Raw genomic sequence first — 17,126 nt, forward strand, 5'->3', positions numbered from 1 at the left:
GGGAATTGCCGCAGGCCGCAAACGGCTTTGCGGTCACAATGATGAAATCGTTAGCGGTCTAGCCATGTAACCAATATGGCAGCGCTAGCTCTATCTCCGTCCGCGAAGCCGGGACGGAGACGGAGGACTTCCTATGCGATTTAAGCCGGCAGCCTGAGCAGTCGTTGAACGCTGGCGGACTTGCTTGGCAGCGGCTCACTGCCGACTCGCGCGAGCGTGCCGCTGCCCTTGGCGGGCGAAGCCTTCCGGCCCCCGTTGCAAATAAATCGCAATCTTCTAATTTGCCGCCATGGCGCCGCAGGACATCAGCAAGCTGATCGTCCGGACTTCGATGAAGGACCGGGCCGCGTTCGATCTGCTTTACAGGCAGACCAGCGCGAAACTTTTCGGTGTCTGCCTCCGTGTCTTGAAGGACAGGGGAGATGCGGAAGAAGCGCTGCAGGAGGTCTTCGTCAAGATCTGGACGAAGGCGGACCGTTTCGCGGTTTCCGATCTGAGCCCGATTTCCTGGCTGGTGGCCATTGCGCGCAATCACGCGATCGATCGCATCCGGGCGCGGCGCAGTCCTTCCGCCAACATCGATGTGGCCCTCGACGTCGCCGATCCGACGCCGGGACCCGAGGCGATGGCTGTGGCGGGCGGCGAGGCCGAACGCATCCACCATTGCCTCGACGAACTTGAACAAGACCGGGCGGCGGCCGTCCGGGGCGCTTATTTGAGCGGCGAAAGCTATGCCGAGCTGGCGGAGCGCTTCAAGGTTCCGCTGAACACGATGCGGACCTGGCTGCGGCGAAGCCTGCTCAAACTGAGGGAATGCCTGGAAAGATGACGCTGGCGGAAGACAACGGACCGGAACGTGGAGGCGACGACCTGCTCGCCGCCGAATACGTTCTCGGCGTTCTGCCAGCCGACGAACGGCGGATCGCGTCCCGCCGCATCGACACCGAGACGGCGTTTGCCCGCCTGGTCGATACCTGGGAGGTCCACTTCGCGCCGATGGCCGCCGCCTACGCCGCGGTCGAGCCGCCGGCTTCGGTCAAGGTGGCGATCGACCGCCGCCTCTTCGCGTCGACTTCTTCCACATCCCCGGCGCCCGGTGGCACCTTGTGGACGAGCCTTGCCTTCTGGCGCGGCCTCGCTGCCGCGGCCATTGCCGCTTTGGCCGTCTATATCGCCCTGCCATACGTCAATCCGCCGGTTCAGCCGCCCGGCACCAGGCTGGTCGCCTCGCTCGCGGCCGACAACAGCAACGTCAAATACCTCGCCGTCTATGACGCCGGCCGCCATGAGGTCGGCCTGTCGCTGGTCTCCGGCGATCACGGCGCCGGCAAGGACTTCGAGCTGTGGATGATCGAAGGCAAGAACGCGCCGGTCTCGATGGGCGTCATCCCTGCCGGCCAGACCGCGCGCATGGCCGTTACCCCTGCCGTCCAGCAGAAGCTCGCGCAAGGCGCCGTGCTCGCCGTCAGCCTCGAGCCTTCGGGCGGTTCGCCGACCGGCCAGCCGACCGGACCGGTCGTCGCCGCGGGTGACCTGAAGGGCATCTGACCGTCGTTTCGGCACAATCACGCCCATAAAGACTAATCGCAGTCTATTTTCTGTCAGCAGATGACGGGGGAATTCTGTCGCCCTAGTAGGCTGGCGCATTTGAAATAAATTGCATGAAGAAAAAAAATTGCAACAGTCGTGAAACTAGCTTTTCGGTAGTCCCGTATCTCCTAGCGTTCCCAAGGATGGGAAAAACAACCCGAGGAGACTGACACAATGCGTAAACTCGCCACCCTTTTGCTTGCTTCAACGCTCGGCCTTTCCGTGATCGGCGCAGTTGCCTATGCCAACCCGATGGTCGGCGGCGCGCCGATGTATGCCAAGAAGAACATCATCGAGAACGCCGTCAATTCGAAGGACCACACCACGCTGGTCGCCGCGGTCAAGGCCGCCGGGCTTGTCGACACGCTGCAGGGCGCAGGTCCGTTCACCGTTTTCGCGCCGACCAACGAAGCCTTCGCGGCGCTGCCCGCCGGCACGATCGACATGCTGCTCAAGCCCGATAACAAGGACAAGCTGACCAAGGTGCTGACCTGCCACGTCGTCGCCGCCAAGGCGCTGGCAGCCGATGTCGCCAAGATGGCCAAGGCCGATGGCGGCGCCCACCAGGTCAAGACCGTCGGCGGTTGCGAGCTGACGCTGAAGGCCAGGGGCGGCAAGGTCACCGTCACCGACGAGAACGGCAATGTCGCCCACGTCACCATCGCCGATGTCCGCCAGTCAAACGGCGTCATCCACGTCATCGACAAGGTTCTCTTGCCGAAGATGTAACAAAGCGGACCTGGCCGGCGAAGACATGACTGAGCGCCGGCCGCGACATCCAAGATCCGCGCCGCCGGCAAGGGTGTGCTCCGCGCTCCCGCAAGGGCGGCGCGGAGCAGCAATTCCAGGAAAGCGCAAAGCGGTTTTCGGTCTGGGGTTGTTTAAGACAACCGATAGCGCGTCACCGGCTTTTGATTTTCGGGCGGCGCTCTATCTTGGCAAAATGCGTCAGGAGGAACGGCCATGAACCGTCGCGATTTTCTCTGGAGCGGGGCTGCCGCCACCGCTCTCATCGTCGGAACCGGGGCGATGCTGCGCGCCGGCGGACCAAAGCCCGCTCTCGCCGCCGAAACCTTCGAGGTCACCAAGACCGACGCCGAATGGCATGCCATTCTGTCGGACGAAGCCTTCGACGTGCTGCGCAAGCAGGGCACTGAATATCCCGGCACCAGCCCGCTGCTCAACGAGCACCGCAAGGGCATCTTCGCCTGCGCCGGCTGCGACCTGCCGGTCTACCCGTCTGAGACAAAATTCGATTCCGGCACCGGCTGGCCGAGCTTCTACCAGGAGATCGCCAACTCCATCGGCAAGACCGAGGACACTTCGCTCGGCATGACGCGCACCGAGGTGCATTGCCGACGCTGCGGCGGTCATCTCGGCCATGTCTTCGACGACGGCCCGCCGCCTACCGGACTGCGCCACTGCATCAACGGCGTGGCGCTGAGCTTCAAGCCGGCCGCGGCTTGAGCGGCGCCTTCTCGGACCGACTTCAGTCGAGGCCGAAGATGGTGATGCTGGGCTTGGCCAGCATCAGCCAGAAGATCGCGACCACGCAGAAGAAAGCGGGGAAGCCGAAGGCGAACCAGACCCGGTAGAGCCGGTCGAACCCGGGCGGCAGCGCGGACGCTTCCGCCGCCGCTTGCCTCGCCATGTCGCGCAGCCGGATCTGGATCCAGACCACCGGCAGCCAGAACAGGCCGACAACGACATAGAGGGCCAGCGCCAGCAGGATCCATCCCTCGTTGAGCGGCCAGCCGATGCTGCGCGCCAGGCCGTAGCCGGTCAGCGGCTGCAGCACCACGGCGGTGGCCGTGAAGACCGTGTCGGCAATCACCACGATGCCGGCGACATGGGCGACGACGCGGGGATCGCGCGTCCTGACGGCCATCACCATGAAGAAGGCGATGCCGATCCCGGTGCCGAACAAAACCGTCGCGCCGAGCACATGGACAAGCCGAAGAATATCCTCGAGCGGCATCAGCGTTCGTCCAGTATGGCCAGGGCCGTGAGCGTCAGCAGCATCGACGGCACCACCTTGACCAGGGGACCGAGCGGGTCGAGCCAGAGCGCTGGTTCCGCCAACGTCGCGGCGGGCAGGTATATCAGCGTCAGCAGGAGCATGCCGAGCAGAGCGCGCCGCGCCCAGGGCCGGAACAGCACCGCAACCCCCAGCGCGATATCGGCAAGGCACGTCGCCGCCAGCATGGCGCTCGCCGGCCGGTCGGGCAGGAAGCTGGCGAAATGACCGCGCGCCTCGAATCCTAGGAACGGCGCGATACCCGAGACCACCCAGAACAGCGCGAGCGTGACGATGATGGGCGCTTTCAGAAGGTAGAGGCGGGCAAACCATAAATCCTGCACGCCCGATGGGGCGGCGGCGAGTGTCTCTGCCGCCGACAAAAGGCGCCGGTCGGCCCGTGACCGCTGCCGAACGCGGACACCGCCCGACATCACCGCCAGTGCCGCGGAGCGAAGCGGCGAGCGCCAGCCAAGCCGCCCGGCGAGATCGGCCAGCCATGTCACCGGCCTCGCGGCCGGCGACGGGACGGCAAGCACCGGGGCAGGTGGCAGTCCAAGCCAGCTGCGGTGCAGGAGGACGATGTCCTTCAGTCTCAGCCCGTCATCGCGGCCCAGCGAGATGTCCGATCCCGGCGGCAGCGTGCCTTGGATGGTGGCGCTGACGGTGGCCGCGACATCGTCAAGCGCAACCGTCATGACCGGGCTGTCCGCATAAGCCAGGGGGATCACGAGCGGAAAGGCGGCGAGAGCTCGCAGCAAGGCGGAGCCGCCATGCGCATTGCGCCCGAGGACCAGCGCCGGGCGCAGGATGACATGGCGCACGCCGCTTGCCGTGAGCGCCGCATCGGCGCGCCGCTTGGTGTCGAGAAAGGGCAGGTCGGAGCCGGCTCCCTCCGTTTCCGCCGATATCTGCACGATCAGCAAATCCCGTCCGCGTGCCGCCTCATAGAGGGCTAGCATGGCCCGTTCCTGGATGGCGCCGACATCGTCCGAGTAGCCGTCCTGCAGCGCGCCGGCGCAATTGACGACCACTTGCTGCCCGTCCAGCGCATCCTGCCAGTCCTCGCGCCGCGTCATCCCGGTTAGGTTGGCCTTCAGCCAGCGAGCTTGCGACATCTTCAGCGCCGCGCGCGCCGGCTCGCGCCCAAGCCCTGTGACCTGGTGGCCTTCCTCGGTCAGTTTCCGTGCAACGGCCGAACCGATGAAGCCGGTCGCGCCGAGAATCAGGATGTTCATGCCGGAACTCTAGAGCGCTTCAGCGTTTCACGGAATCGCCGAACCGCTCTCAGCATTGGTGTTACGCAATTCCGGATGAGGGCTGCGGCGACGTCGCCGAGCCTAGCCGTTACACACCTTTCCTGGAATTGATCTGGCCGATGCGCGACGTGAATGCCAAGGCTTCCGCCGGGCTGCGGCGCAGCTCTCTGCCAGGCGGGCGGATTTAAAAGAATGACCCCGGAAATCGTCGCCGATTTCCGGGGTCACGTGTTGAGGAGACCAGGCGGGGGTTCCGGCTCCTCAATGGCCTCCGCCGCCACCGCCGCGCTGCTGCGCCGGCTTGTTGATGAACAGCACGAAGAATCCGAGCGAGGCAAACAGCACCGTCAGCATCATGAACACGTCCATGAAGGACAAAAGCGCCGCCTGCTGATGAACCATGCCCGACAATTTCGAGATCGCCGCGCTGCCCGCGTCGAGGCCGGCGGTCTGCTCGAAGTTCAGCGTCATGTTCTGCAGCTTGGTCTGCGCGGCCTGGCTGCCCCACTGCACATGCTCGGCAAGCCGCGCATAGTGGAAGGCGTTGCGGTCGATCAGCACCGTGTTGATCAGCGCGAGCCCCACGGCGCCGCCGAGATTGCGGGTCAGGTTGAACAGGCCCGACGCATTCTTCAGCCGTTCCGGCGGCAGGGTGCCCAGCGCAATGTTGTTGATCGGCACCATGCACAGCATCATCGAGCAGCCGCGCAGGATCTGCGGGATCAGCAGTTCGTAAAAGTCCCAGTCGGCGGTGAGATGCGTCATCCACCAAGTGCCCGTGGCGAAGCCGACGAAGCCGATCATCATCATCAGCCTGAGATCGATCTTGTTCGACAGGATGCCGGCGACCGGCGCGGTGAAGAACATCGCCAGGCCGCTGACGAACAGCGCCTCGCCGATCATCATCGAATCGTAGCCGCGGATGCGCCCGAGGAACACCGGATACAGATAAGTGAGCCCGTAAAGGCCGATGCCGACGACGAAGGAAAACAGCGAACCGAAGGCGAAGTTGACGTTGCTGAAGGCCCTCAGGTCGACGATCGGCTCCTCGGCGGTGAAGACGCGCCAGAAGAAGATGATGCCGCCGATGGTCATGATGATGGCGCAGGCAAAGACGGCCGGCTCCTGCAGCCAGTCATGGTTCGGGCCCTCCTCCAGCACATATTCCATGCAGCCGAGGAAGGCGGCCATGCCGATCAGGCCCCACCAGTCGAACTTGGAGAACAGTTTCAGGTTGGGCTTGTCGAAGTCGATCAGTGCCCACGCCGCCGTCGCCACCAGGATGCCGGGCACGACATTGATCAGGAACAGCCAGTGCCAGGACAGGGCATGGCTGATATAGCCGCCCACCGTCGGGCCGATCGTCGGCGCCAGCGTCGCCACCAGGCCGATCATCGGCGAAACGACGGCGCGCTTGGAAGGCGGGAAGATGGTGAAGGCGGCCGCGAACACGCTGGGGATCATGCCGCCGCCGATGAAACCCTGGATGGCGCGGTAGACGATCATCTGGTCGATGTTGGTGGCGGTCGCGGCGAGCGCGCTGGCCGCGGTGAAGCCGGCGGCCGCGGTGGTGAACAGCACGCGCGTCGACAGCATGCGGCTGAGGAAGCCCGACAGCGGGATCATCACCACCTCGGCGATCAGATAGGCGGTCTGCACCCACGGGATCTCGTCGGAGCTGGCGCTGAGGCCCGCCTGGATTTCCGACAGCGAGGCCGACACGATCTGGATGTCGAGGATCGCCATGAACATGCCGAACACCATCGCCAGGAAGGCGACGACGCGGCGCACAGGCATTTGGTCCGCGGGCAGCGCCGGCGCAGCGGCCGCCGGACGTGCGGGCATTGATCCTGCGGTAATGGTTGCGGTTGCCATCTCATGGCCTCCCTGGGCAATTCCAGGACAACCGCGTGGCGGCTTTCGTCCGGAAATGCGTCGAAACATATGGTCGGAGCGGGTCTGCCGCTCGAAAGCAGGCTGGGCGGCTCGGCGCTCGAATGGCCACCGAACCGCCCCCCGATCAGTTGGTCGTCGAAGCCGGCGCGGTGCGGCTGTCGACCGCGACGACGACGCTCAGGCCGGCGCGCAGCTTGCCAGTCTTCAAGACGTCGGCCGGCACGTCGATGCGCACTGGCACGCGCTGCACCACCTTGGTGAAGTTGCCGGTGGCGTTTTCCGGCGGCAGCAGCGAGAACACCGCGCCCGAAGCCGGCGCGAGCGAGGAGACCGTGCCTTCGAAGCTCTGGCCGTCGATCGCGTCTACGGTGATGCGGACCTTCTCGCCGGGCATCATGCGGCCGAGCTGCGTCTCCTTGAAGTTGCCGACGATGTAGAGCTTGTCCATCGGCACGACGACGGCGAGCTTCTGGCCGGGGCTGACGAGGTCGCCCTGCTCGACCGAGCGGTTGCCGACGACGCCGTCATAGGGCGCCTTCAGCACGGTGAAGGAGAGGTCGCGCTGGGCCTTGTCGCGGGTGAGCTGCAGCGAGGCGAGCGTCGAGGCCTGCTCCGCGCGCTGTGCTTCCAGGACGCCGATATTGGCCTGCGCCGCGGCGATCTGGGCATCGGCGCCAACAAGCGCCGCCTTGGCCTGGTCGAGCGCGGTCTGGGCGTCGTCGAGCTGCGCCTGCGAGCCGACACGGGTCTTGAGCAGCTGTGCGGCGCGGTCCTGGGCGCGCGCCGCATTGTCGGCGGCAGCCTGGTCGGCAACCTTCGAGGCCTGGGCCTGTTGCAGCGAAGCTTGGGCCGCCTTGGTCTGGGCGTCGATGCGGTCGAGCGTCTTCGCCAGCGTGGCGATCTGCGCCTCGGCCTGGGCGACGGCGATCTTGTAGTCGCCATTGTCGATGACGAACAGCGGATCGCCGGCTTTGACCTTCTGGTTCTCGCTCACCAGCACCTTGTCGATATAACCGGATATTTTCGGCGACACGAACGACATATCGGCCTGGACATAGGCGTCGTCGGTGGAGATCATGAACCGGCCGTCGGTCCAGTAGTTATAGCCATAGTAGGAACCGGCGCCGAGCAGGGCCAGGCCGATGATCGGCAAAAGGAAAGAGCGCACCGAACGCTTCTTCTTGGCGGGTGCTTCAGCCGCGGGCGTCGCAACCGGAGCGGCGGGCTGGACAGGGATTTCCGGAGCCTCGGTCGACGGCTGGACCTTGGCGTTGGGAAACGTACGGACTTCGGCGGTGGCGGGCGCGTTGGAGGACATGGGTAACTCTCTGGATGTCAGTCAGACTGAACCGTTCGGTTCGAATTGGTCATTGACATAGCGCGGGAAGAGGATCATATCAAGAGGAAATCGAACCGAGTGGTTCGAAATATTTTCTAAGGAATGACTTCCATGGTCGACACGACAGCGGACAGCGATCTGCTCGACTTGCGCAAGGGCCGTCCGGCGGCCGGGCAGGATCCGGTCAAGCGCGCCCAGATCATTGAAGGCGCGCGGCGCGTCTTCATAGACAAGGGCTTCGAGGCCGCCTCGATGAACGATATCACGCGCGAGGCTGGCGTCTCCAAGGGCACGATCTACGTCTATTTCGAAAACAAGGAAGAGCTGTTCGAGGCTCTCATCGAGGAAGAGCGCGGCACCATCTTCAAGAACTTGTATGAGGCGCTCGATCATTTCGAGGACCTGCGCAGGACGCTGGTCAAGTTCGGCATGGGGCTCTCGGCCAAGATCACGTCGGTCAAGGTCATCCAGGCGCAGCGCACCGTGGTCGGTGCCGCCGACCGGATTCCCGAGCTCGGCGCTCGTTTCTACGAACGCGGCCCGAAGCGCGGCCACGACAGGATGATGGTTTTCCTCGATGAGGCGGTCGCGCGCGGCCTGCTCAAGATCGACGATGTCGATCTTGCCGCCTATCAGTTCACCGAGCTCTGCCTCGCCGGCCTGTTCCGCCAGTGCATCTTTTCCTATCGCACCAAGGCGCCGAGCCAGGCCGAGATCGAGCGCGTCGTCACCTCCGGTGTCGATGTGTTTCTCAAGGCCTACGGCACGGAAAAATTCTTCGCCGAGGAACGGGCTTCCGCGTCGGCCTGATTGTCCCGGCTTGCGAAGTCCGTTGCGGGCGGCAAGCCTTGAGAATTCGCGCCCGCGAGCTGAAAACTTTGCCGTATCGCGGCGGACCTCACGTGCCGTGAAGACCGTCTGCCGATCCTTTTCAGACGCCGATCGGCATCCTCCACGGGCGCTTTCGGAAGGACCTGTTAACCATCGCTTTCTATGTCTCGGGAGACGTTCAATCGGCGAGTCTCGAGTATGACATCCATGCGCTTTCCCCGTGCCAATCTCTCCGGCGATTCCGCTTATCAAGGCGACAACGATCACGGCGCAGACGGGCGCCGTGGCGGGGTTCCACAAGCGCAAGCGGGACAGGTCGTGACGTTGCGGTCCTCAAACCAGGGCGAAACGAATGCCGTTCGCAGCGCGTCCTCCGAATCGGCCGATGGCGGCGAGTTCCACCGCCCGGCCTGGCAGGATTATTTCTTCCTTGCGCCCAATGTGCGGTTCACCCGCACGCCCGACACCGATCTCACCCGGCGGGCCGCTCCGCAGGAAGATGCCGCGCCGGCCAAGACTCCGGCACGCGCGCCCGTCCGGCCTGCACCGGCGACGCCGCCGGCCAATTCAGTTCGGACCATTCCCGCGGCTCCCGCCGTTCGAGCCGCGGCACCGGCGCAAGCCAAACCGGTCGTCGGCCCTTCCGCCGCCACGCCCGTCGCTCCCGCTGCACCGCCCCAGCCCACCGCCGCTCCGGCACAAAAGCCGCGTCAGAGCGGACTGCGCTGGTCCTATCTTTCCGATCACGCCTTCTTCGAATTCGGCATGCCTTTCCTCGCCGAGCGCCTGGCGCGGGCGCGCCTGAATGAAGCGGGCCAGGCCCCCGCGGTGCCAGTGTCGCCGCCCGTCAGGCCGATGCCGGCGCCGGCGGCGCAACCGATACCGCCCCGCGCCGCCTTCATGGGCGAGGCGACATCGTTCTACCGGGTCATCGAGTGGCGCTCCAACGCGGCGGATATGAGCCCTGCTCCGGCGCCGGCGCCGGCACCGCCCCAAGTAGCCGCCCAGCTGGCACCCGCCGAGAACATGCCGGTTCCCGCGCCGGCAAGCGCAAGGATGGCGAGGCAGGCGCCCTCCCTGCCCATCGCCGGCGAGGTCGTGCCGTTGCCGGCTTCCGTCGGCTACGAGCTTCCCTCCGAGGAACTCCTGCAGATGCCGCCGGAAGGCCAGGGTTTCTATATGTCGCAGGAGCGGATGGAGCAGAACGCCGACCTGCTCGAAAGCGTGCTGGAGGATTTCGGCGTCAAGGGCGAGATCATCCATGTCCGGCCGGGTCCGGTCGTCACGCTTTACGAATTCGAGCCGGCGCCGGGCGTGAAATCCAGCCGCGTCATCGGCCTGGCCGACGACATCGCCCGCTCGATGTCGGCGATCTCGGCGCGCGTCGCCGTGGTGCCGGGCCGCAACGTCATCGGCATTGAGCTGCCCAACGAGACGCGCGAGACGGTCTATTTCCGCGAGCTGATCGGATCGGCCGGTTTCCGCAACACCTCCTGCAAGCTGGCGCTCGGCCTCGGCAAGACGATCGGCGGCGAACCGGTCATCGCCGAGCTCGCCAAGATGCCGCATCTGCTGGTGGCGGGCACCACCGGTTCCGGCAAGTCGGTCGCCATCAACACCATGATCCTGTCGCTGCTCTACCGGATGAAGCCGGAGGAATGCCGCCTCATCATGGTCGATCCCAAGATGCTGGAACTCTCCGTCTATGACGGCATCCCGCATCTTCTGACGCCGGTCGTCACCGATCCGAAGAAGGCGGTCACGGCGCTCAAATGGGCGGTGCGCGAGATGGAGGACCGCTATCGCAAGATGGCGCGCCTCGGCGTGCGCAACATCGACGGTTACAACCAGCGCGCTGCCGGCGCCCGCGACAAGGGCGAGGTCGTGACCATGCAGGTGCAGGCGGGCTTCGAGAAGGGCACCGGCGAGCCGCTGTTCGAGGAACGCGTGATCGACCTCGCGCCGATGCCTTATATCGTCATCATCGTCGACGAGATGGCCGACCTGATGATGGTGGCCGGCAAGGAGATCGAAGGCGCCATCCAGAGGCTGGCGCAGATGGCGCGCGCCGCCGGCATCCATCTGATCATGGCGACGCAACGCCCGTCGGTCGACGTCATCACCGGCACGATCAAGGCCAATTTCCCGACCCGTATCTCCTTCCAGGTGACGTCCAAGATCGACAGCCGCACGATCCTCGGCGAGCAGGGCGCCGAGCAGCTGCTCGGCCAGGGCGACATGCTGCACATGGCCGGCGGCGGGCGCATTTCGCGCGTGCACGGCCCCTTCGTTTCCGACCTGGAGGTCGAGCATGTCGTGGCGCATCTGAAAGCGCAGGGCCGTCCCGAATATCTCGACACCGTCACCGCCGACGAGGAAGAGGCTGAGGAGGCGGCCGATTCCGGCCCGGTCTTCGACAAGGGCCCGATCGGAGAGGAGGATGGCGACGCGCTCTTTGAGGAAGCGGTCAAGGTGGTCAAGCGTGACAAGAAATGCTCGACCTCCTACATCCAGCGCCGTCTCGGCGTCGGCTACAACCGCGCCGCCTCGCTGGTCGAGCGCATGGAGAAGGAAGGCCTGGTCGGCGCCCCCAACCATGTCGGCAAGCGCGAGATCCTCACCGGCCGGCGCGATCGCGAGCCGGAGCGCGAAGAGACGGACTGAGCGGCGCGCGCACGCCCCCTCATCCGGCCGCTTCGCGGCCACCTTCTCCCCGTGGGGGAGAGGAGACTGGCGCCAGCGCCGGCAATCTCCTCTCCCCTAGGGGAGAGGTCAGCCGAGCGAAGCGGAGGCTGGGTGAGGGGGAGCGCCATACGCGGCTGGCTCGCTCCGAGGCCACAACCGCGTCAGCCGCCGTTCGCCACCAGCACGATCGCGGCGCGCAGCTCGTCGAGACCCGAGGCTTTTTCCGATGATGTCGCCAGGACCACCGGGAACGCCGCCGGCCTCTTCTTGATCTTGGCCAGCGTCTCCTCGATCAGCCTCGGCACGCCGGCGGCCTTGATCTTGTCGGTCTTGGTCAGGACCACCTGGTAGGACACCGCCGCCTTGTCGAGCAGGGTCAGCACTTCCTCGTCCTTGGCCTTGATGCCGTGGCGCGCGTCGATCAGCACATAGACGCGTTTCAGCGTCACGCGGCCCTGCAGATATTCGTAGATGAGTTTCGTCCACTCATCGACCTTGTCCTTCGGGGCGCTGGCATAGCCGTAGCCGGGCATGTCGACCAGCGCCATCGGCGGCAGGTCGGCGCCCTCGCCGGAGAATCCGTCCGGCACGAAATAGTTGAGCTCCTGCGTGCGCCCTGGCGTGTTCGAGGTGCGCGCCAGGCCCTTGTGGCCGACCAGCGCGTTGATCAGCGACGACTTGCCGACATTAGAGCGGCCGGCAAAGGCGATCTCCGGCGGTCCTTCCGGGGGCAGGAACTTCATCGACGGCACGCCGCGGATGAAGATCCAGCCGCGGGTGAACAGCTCTGGATCGATCGCCATCTTGTCGCTTTTCGTGTTGGGCGCGCTCAAGCCGCAGCCTCCAGTTTTGCAATGTCGGCGCCGCGAATGGCGTCGAGGTTGCGGCTGATCTTGTCGACCGGCCAGTCCCACCAGGCCGCCTTGAGCAGGCGGCGCACGGTAAAGTCGTCGAAGCGCATCTTCACCACCTTGGCAGCATTGCCCGCAACGATCGCATAAGGCGGCACGTCGTGCGTGACAACCGATTTCGCCGCAACGATGGCGCCATTGCCGATCCGGACGCCCGGCATGATCACCGCATCCATGCCGATCCAGACGTCATTTTCGACAATCGTGTCGCCGCGGATCTCCTTCGACCATGTCTCAGGGTCGAAGCCCTCCTCCCAGCCATGCCCGAAAATGTTGAACGAATAGGTCGAGAAGCCGGACATCGCGTGGTTGGCGCCATTCATGATAAAGCGCGCGCCCTCCGCGATGGCGCAGAACTTGCCGATCACCAGCCGGTCGCCGATGAAGTCGTAGTGGTGCAGCACGCATTTCTCGGCGAATTTGTCCGGACCGTCGGGATCGTCGTAGTAGGTGAAGTCGCCGATCTCGATGTTGGGCGACGTCACCAGCGGCTTCAGGAAGCCGACGCGGGGATGCATCGCGATCGGATGCTTGATGTTGGGGTTGGGTCCGGTCACCGCGGTCCCCTCCATGGCTAGAGCAATTCCAGGAAAAGTGTGAGCGGTTTTCAGTCCGGAATTGCGTAAAAACAGAGAGACAGCGCGTTCCGGCGCGGTCAACGTCCGATCAAACTAACGTGATCCGGCCGCGGGCACCAACCGTTCAGTGGTTGCCGCGGCAGATCACGATCGGGTTGGAAAGGGCGCTGTCGAAGCCGCTGCCCTGATAGACTTGGACGTTCGACGCTCCAGGCGGCAGCGAGAAGCTGCCTTCGACGATTTTCTGCTCGCCGGCCGTCGTGTGCAAGGCCCAGCTGAAGGTGCAGAATTGCGGCGGCGCCTTGGGTTGCACGTGACTGCAATTGAGCTGCGCGCCACCCAGCATCGCCGCTCCGCCGCAGCTCACCGCGTCCTTCGCGGTGGCCGGAAAAGCGTATCCCATGAGCAGCGCCAGCATGGCGGTCTTGAGCCGGTTCATCGTCTTGTCCTCGTCGAAAACCCAAGCCGGTCCGGCGGGTTCTGGCCTATGCGATATTTTTACCAAGCGCCTTAGTCGGTCTTGCGCTGCGCGTCCAGCGGGATTATGTGCATGATGATAATAAGCATGCTCACGAAAAGTTGTCGCCGACTCGCTGACCTCCCATGTCCACCTCGCCCACCCTCAGCTTCGTGCTGCACGACGCCGCGCGCCTTTTCGGAACACGCTTGACCAATTGCAATCTGCTCGAGGCCTGTACCCAGCCGGCCGTCGACCGGGAGAAAATCCATGTCTGAAGGAACCTCACCCAGAAAGCCCGCCGACGAAGACATTGTCGGCGAAAGAGCAAGCGACCAGGTCATTCGCCTGGACAGCCAGCGCGAGCAAAGGCGCGGCAACAATCCGCCTGTCGTCGAGGACGACGAGCTGGAAGCGCCCGTGGCGCCGGAGCCGGCGACGCTGGAGGCTCCCTCGGCTCAGCCGAAGCCGGCTGCCGTCACGGTGGCCCCGCCCGCCCCCGCCAGGCCGCGCCGCAGCCTGACGCGGCCGATCCTGTTTGCCCTGCTGCCCGTCGCGCTGGCGGCCGGCGGCTACTATTACGTCGTCGGCGGCCAGATCATGACCACCGACAATGCCTATATCCAGGCGCAGTCGCTCGGCGTGTCGACCGACGTCTCCGGCACCGTCGACGAGATCGACGTGCACGACAACCAGTCCGTGAAGAAGGGCGACGTGCTCTTTCGCCTGCGGCCTGCCTCCTTCGAGACCGCGCTCGCCGGCGCCAAGGCGCAGCTCGGCACGGTGCGCAACCAGGTGCTGACCCTGCAGGCAAGCTACCGGCAGTCGCTGGCGTCGATCGACCAGGCCGAGGCCGACATCCCCTATTACGAGTCGGCCTTCCAGCGTCAGCAGGACCTGCTCAAGACCTCGACCGCCTCCAAGGCGAGCTTCGACAGCGCCCAGCACGATCTCGTCGCGGCCCGCCAGAAGGTGACCGTTGCCAAGGCGCAGGCGCAGGCGATGCTTGCCCAGCTCGGCGGCGACGCCAGCCAGCCGGTCGAGCAGAACCCGTTCTACCTGCAGGCCCAGTCGGCGGTGGACGACGCGCAGCGCAACCTCAACGATTCCGTCGTCAGGGCGCCGTTCGACGGCATCGTCACCAATGTCGACGCGCTGCAGGTCGGCAAGTACCTGCCGGCCTCGCAGCCGGCCTTCAGCCTGGTGTCATCGACCGACATCTGGATCGCCGCCGAGCCGAAGGAAACCGAGCTCACCTATGTGCGCCCCGGCCAGAAGGCGACCATCAGCATCGACGGCTATCCGGGCGAGGTCTGGCACGGCACCGTCGGCTCGATCAGCCCCGCATCGTCGTCGAGCTTCTCGCTGCTGCCGGCGCAGAACACCAGCGGCAACTGGGTGAAGGTCGTGCAGCGCATCCCGATGCGCGTGACGATCGACGATCCGGACGGCAAGCCGCCGCTGCGCGGCGGCATGAGCGCTGTGGTCGACATCGACACCGGCCACGCGCGCGGCCTGCCCGATTTCATCACCAGCCTCTTCAAGCAATCCGGGTCAAAGTCATGACAACGGCTTCCGCGACAGGCGCGCCCGTGGTCGCCAATCGCGGCGCCATCACCGCCTGCGTCATCCTGGCGGTCATCATGCAGGCGCTGGACACCACCATCGCCAACGTCGCGCTGCCCTATATCCAGGGCAGCGTCTCGGCCAGCGCCGACCAGATCAACTGGGTGCTGACCTCCTATATCGTCGCCGCCGCGGTGATGACGCCGCCGTCGGGCTATCTGGCCAACCGCTTCGGCCGCAAGCGCATCCTTCTGGTGGCGATCACCGGATTCGTCGTCGCTTCCGTGCTGTGCGGTTTCGCGCAGTCGCTGCCGCAGATCGTCGGCTTCCGCCTGCTGCAGGGCCTGTTCGGCGCGGCGCTCGTGCCGCTTTCGCAGTCGATCCTGCTCGACATCTACAGCGCCGAGGAGCGCGGCTCGGCCATGGCGCTGTTCGGCGTCTCGGTCATGGTCGGCCCGGTGCTGGGGCCGGTCATCGGCGGCTGGCTGACCGAGAACGTCTCCTGGCGCTGGGTGTTCTACATCAACGTGCCGATCGGCGCGCTGGCCTTTTTCGGCGTCTCGATGTTCGTCCAGGAAACCAAGCTCGACCTCAAGGCCAGGCTCGACTGGCTGGGCTTCGGCATGCTCAGCCTCGCCATCGCCTCGCTGCAGATGTTCCTCGACCGCGGCGAGCAGCTCAACTGGTTCTCCTCGGCCGAGATCATCGTCGAGGCGCTGGTCTGCGCGTCGGCCTTCTACATCTTCATCGTCCACACTTTCACCGCGCGCGACACTTTCGTGAACCCGCGGCTGTTCCTCGACCGCAACTTCGCCGTCGGCATGATCTTCATCTTCATCATCGGCATCACCTATCTCGCCTCTCTGGCGCTGATGACGCCCTATCTGCAGACGCTGATGGGCTACCCGGTGGTGACGGCCGGCATCGTCATGGGGCCGCGCGGCCTCGGCACCATGGCCTGCATGTTCGTGGTCGGCCGCCTGGTCGGCAAGGTCGACACACGCTGGCTGCTGTTCATCGGCCTCGCCATCACCGCCTGGGCGATGTACGACATGACCGGCTGGACGCCGGCCGTCTCGCAATGGACGATCATCAGCACCGGCTTCATCCAGGGTGCAGGCCTCGGCTTCCTGTTCGTGCCGCTCACCACCATCACCTTCGCCACGCTGGCGCCGGAGCGGCGCGCGGAAGGCACCGGCCTCTACAATCTGTCGCGCAACATCGGCTCCAGCGTCGGCATCTCGGTGGTCTCGGCGCTGCTGACGCAGAACCAGCAGATCAACCACGCCAACATCGCCACCTATGTGACGCCCTACAATCCGGCCTTCGGCGACCCGGCGATCTCACAGGCGCTGAGCCCTTACACCGCCGCCGGCCGCGCCGCGCTCGACGGCCTCGTCACGCTGCAGGCGACGATCATCTCGTATATCGACGACTTCAAGCTGATGATGATCCTGTCTCTGACCGCGATCCCGCTGGTGCTTCTGCTGCGCAAGCCGTCCACGCCGGCCAAGGTCGATCACAGCGCGGCCATGGAATAGAGGACCGGGATCCCGCCGCCCGCGGGACCCCGGCCTGTCGGACGACCTCCCAAACACCGGCGTCGCTGCGCCGGAAGCCGTCCGGCCTTTTTGGGGAGGACTGGAATCATACGAAGCGGGTGCGGGCGGAGTTTCAGAAACTCCTGGTAATTTGCCGAAAATTGTTCCGCCCCGGCATATCGAGCGGACAATCATGTATGAGCTTGGTGGCGAAGGCCAACGCCGATCAAGGCATGCCGGTTATCTGAACTCAGAAAGCCATACGCGATCGCCTTGCCCGAATGGCGCCGACGTTGGAGATCGGCCGAACCCCCGTGATGTCGTCATCCTCGGGCTTGACCCGAGGATCCATTCCGTGACCTCTGCCGCGGAGTGTGACGGTCCAGAATTCTATAACCGTTGCAACGCCTTGGCGTAACGGCATGGATTCCAGGGTCTGCGCGCGTCGCTTCGCTC

At 65.1% G+C, this 17,126-nt stretch carries 15 protein-coding genes; 8 read left to right on the forward strand and 7 right to left on the reverse strand.

What is annotated here, in order from left to right:
* Positions 1–289 precede the first annotated feature (289 nt).
* The 4 genes from EN852_RS22705 to msrB all read left to right on the forward strand — a co-directional run bounded on the left by EN852_RS22705 (position 290) and on the right by msrB (position 3,057).
* Complete coding sequence (locus EN852_RS22705) at positions 290–829, forward strand: sigma-70 family RNA polymerase sigma factor (RefSeq protein WP_127866277.1); 540 nt, start codon at positions 290–292, stop codon at positions 827–829.
* Positions 826–1,548, forward strand: a complete 723-nt coding sequence (locus EN852_RS22710; protein ID WP_127877191.1) for an anti-sigma factor — start codon at positions 826–828, stop codon at positions 1,546–1,548. The genes EN852_RS22705 and EN852_RS22710 overlap by 4 nt, the downstream gene beginning before the upstream one ends.
* A gap of 216 nt (positions 1,549–1,764) precedes the next feature.
* Positions 1,765–2,319: a fasciclin domain-containing protein gene (locus tag EN852_RS22715; RefSeq protein ID WP_127877193.1), complete on the forward strand. Its 555-nt coding sequence runs from the start codon at positions 1,765–1,767 to the stop codon at positions 2,317–2,319.
* 234 nt (positions 2,320–2,553) lie between these two features.
* The gene (msrB, locus tag EN852_RS22720; RefSeq protein WP_127877195.1) at positions 2,554–3,057 is read left to right on the forward strand and encodes a peptide-methionine (R)-S-oxide reductase MsrB; all 504 of its coding nucleotides are present in this window, start codon (positions 2,554–2,556) and stop codon (positions 3,055–3,057) included.
* 22 nt (positions 3,058–3,079) lie between these two features.
* Here the strand turns inward: msrB and EN852_RS22725 are convergent, their stop codons facing one another.
* The 4 genes from EN852_RS22725 to EN852_RS22740 form a co-directional block, all read right to left on the reverse strand.
* On the reverse strand, positions 3,080–3,568 hold the full coding sequence (locus EN852_RS22725) for a DUF2269 domain-containing protein (protein ID WP_127877197.1): 489 nt from the start codon (positions 3,566–3,568) through the stop codon (positions 3,080–3,082).
* Complete coding sequence (locus tag EN852_RS22730; RefSeq protein ID WP_127877199.1) at positions 3,568–4,845, reverse strand: SDR family oxidoreductase; 1,278 nt, start codon at positions 4,843–4,845, stop codon at positions 3,568–3,570. The genes EN852_RS22725 and EN852_RS22730 overlap by 1 nt, the downstream gene beginning before the upstream one ends.
* 282 nt (positions 4,846–5,127) lie before the next feature.
* A complete protein-coding gene (locus EN852_RS22735) occupies positions 5,128–6,741 on the reverse strand; it encodes a DHA2 family efflux MFS transporter permease subunit (RefSeq protein ID WP_127877201.1) in 1,614 nt (537 codons plus the stop codon).
* Positions 6,742–6,886: 145 nt separating this feature from the next.
* Complete coding sequence (locus EN852_RS22740) at positions 6,887–8,080, reverse strand: HlyD family secretion protein (RefSeq protein WP_127877202.1); 1,194 nt, start codon at positions 8,078–8,080, stop codon at positions 6,887–6,889.
* A gap of 132 nt (positions 8,081–8,212) precedes the next feature.
* Between EN852_RS22740 and EN852_RS22745 the strand changes: the two genes are divergently transcribed.
* Both EN852_RS22745 and EN852_RS22750 read left to right on the forward strand, forming a co-directional pair.
* Positions 8,213–8,911 carry a TetR/AcrR family transcriptional regulator gene (locus tag EN852_RS22745; RefSeq protein WP_127866285.1) on the forward strand — a complete coding sequence of 233 codons (699 nt, stop codon included), beginning with the start codon at positions 8,213–8,215 and terminating at the stop codon, positions 8,909–8,911.
* A gap of 219 nt (positions 8,912–9,130) precedes the next feature.
* On the forward strand, positions 9,131–11,596 hold the full coding sequence (locus EN852_RS22750) for a DNA translocase FtsK (protein ID WP_127877204.1): 2,466 nt from the start codon (positions 9,131–9,133) through the stop codon (positions 11,594–11,596).
* 182 nt (positions 11,597–11,778) lie between these two features.
* Here the strand turns inward: EN852_RS22750 and yihA are convergent, their stop codons facing one another.
* From yihA to EN852_RS22765, 3 genes are all read right to left on the reverse strand, one after another.
* Entirely contained in the window at positions 11,779–12,420 is a 642-nt protein-coding gene (gene yihA, locus EN852_RS22755; RefSeq protein WP_126064861.1) for a ribosome biogenesis GTP-binding protein YihA/YsxC, read from the reverse strand.
* A 26-nt stretch (positions 12,421–12,446) separates the two neighbouring features.
* Positions 12,447–13,085, reverse strand: a complete 639-nt coding sequence (locus EN852_RS22760) for a CatB-related O-acetyltransferase (RefSeq protein ID WP_189546110.1) — start codon at positions 13,083–13,085, stop codon at positions 12,447–12,449.
* 145 nt (positions 13,086–13,230) lie between these two features.
* The gene (locus EN852_RS22765; RefSeq protein ID WP_127877208.1) at positions 13,231–13,545 is read right to left on the reverse strand and encodes a hypothetical protein; all 315 of its coding nucleotides are present in this window, start codon (positions 13,543–13,545) and stop codon (positions 13,231–13,233) included.
* A gap of 288 nt (positions 13,546–13,833) precedes the next feature.
* Between EN852_RS22765 and EN852_RS22770 the strand changes: the two genes are divergently transcribed.
* Positions 13,834–15,129, forward strand: coding sequence for an HlyD family secretion protein (locus EN852_RS22770; protein WP_127877210.1), 1,296 nt, complete (start codon positions 13,834–13,836; stop codon positions 15,127–15,129).
* A complete protein-coding gene (locus EN852_RS22775) occupies positions 15,126–16,670 on the forward strand; it encodes a DHA2 family efflux MFS transporter permease subunit (protein WP_127877211.1) in 1,545 nt (514 codons plus the stop codon). The genes EN852_RS22770 and EN852_RS22775 overlap by 4 nt, the downstream gene beginning before the upstream one ends.
* The last annotated feature ends 456 nt before the right edge of the window (positions 16,671–17,126 follow it).

Origin of the sequence: Mesorhizobium sp. M2E.F.Ca.ET.209.01.1.1 (assembly GCF_004010375.2) — a bacterium.
Taxonomy (GTDB): Bacteria; Pseudomonadota; Alphaproteobacteria; order Rhizobiales; family Rhizobiaceae; genus Mesorhizobium.

What these genes read in the sequence shown, in the direction of transcription:
- EN852_RS22705 (WP_127866277.1), top strand. Translation starts at nt 290, where the DNA reads ATGGCGCCGCAGGACATCAGCAAGCTGATCGTCCGGACTTCGATGAAG.
- EN852_RS22710 (WP_127877191.1), top strand. Translation starts at nt 826, where the DNA reads ATGACGCTGGCGGAAGACAACGGACCGGAACGTGGAGGCGACGACCTG.
- EN852_RS22715 (WP_127877193.1), top strand. Translation starts at nt 1,765, where the DNA reads ATGCGTAAACTCGCCACCCTTTTGCTTGCTTCAACGCTCGGCCTTTCC.
- msrB (WP_127877195.1), top strand. Translation starts at nt 2,554, where the DNA reads ATGAACCGTCGCGATTTTCTCTGGAGCGGGGCTGCCGCCACCGCTCTC.
- EN852_RS22725 (WP_127877197.1), bottom strand. Translation starts at nt 3,568, where the DNA reads ATGCCGCTCGAGGATATTCTTCGGCTTGTCCATGTGCTCGGCGCGACG.
- EN852_RS22730 (WP_127877199.1), bottom strand. Translation starts at nt 4,845, where the DNA reads ATGAACATCCTGATTCTCGGCGCGACCGGCTTCATCGGTTCGGCCGTT.
- EN852_RS22735 (WP_127877201.1), bottom strand. Translation starts at nt 6,741, where the DNA reads ATGGCAACCGCAACCATTACCGCAGGATCAATGCCCGCACGTCCGGCG.
- EN852_RS22740 (WP_127877202.1), bottom strand. Translation starts at nt 8,080, where the DNA reads ATGTCCTCCAACGCGCCCGCCACCGCCGAAGTCCGTACGTTTCCCAAC.
- EN852_RS22745 (WP_127866285.1), top strand. Translation starts at nt 8,213, where the DNA reads ATGGTCGACACGACAGCGGACAGCGATCTGCTCGACTTGCGCAAGGGC.
- EN852_RS22750 (WP_127877204.1), top strand. Translation starts at nt 9,131, where the DNA reads ATGACATCCATGCGCTTTCCCCGTGCCAATCTCTCCGGCGATTCCGCT.
- yihA (WP_126064861.1), bottom strand. Translation starts at nt 12,420, where the DNA reads ATGGCGATCGATCCAGAGCTGTTCACCCGCGGCTGGATCTTCATCCGC.
- EN852_RS22765 (WP_127877208.1), bottom strand. Translation starts at nt 13,545, where the DNA reads ATGAACCGGCTCAAGACCGCCATGCTGGCGCTGCTCATGGGATACGCT.
- EN852_RS22770 (WP_127877210.1), top strand. Translation starts at nt 13,834, where the DNA reads ATGTCTGAAGGAACCTCACCCAGAAAGCCCGCCGACGAAGACATTGTC.
- EN852_RS22775 (WP_127877211.1), top strand. Translation starts at nt 15,126, where the DNA reads ATGACAACGGCTTCCGCGACAGGCGCGCCCGTGGTCGCCAATCGCGGC.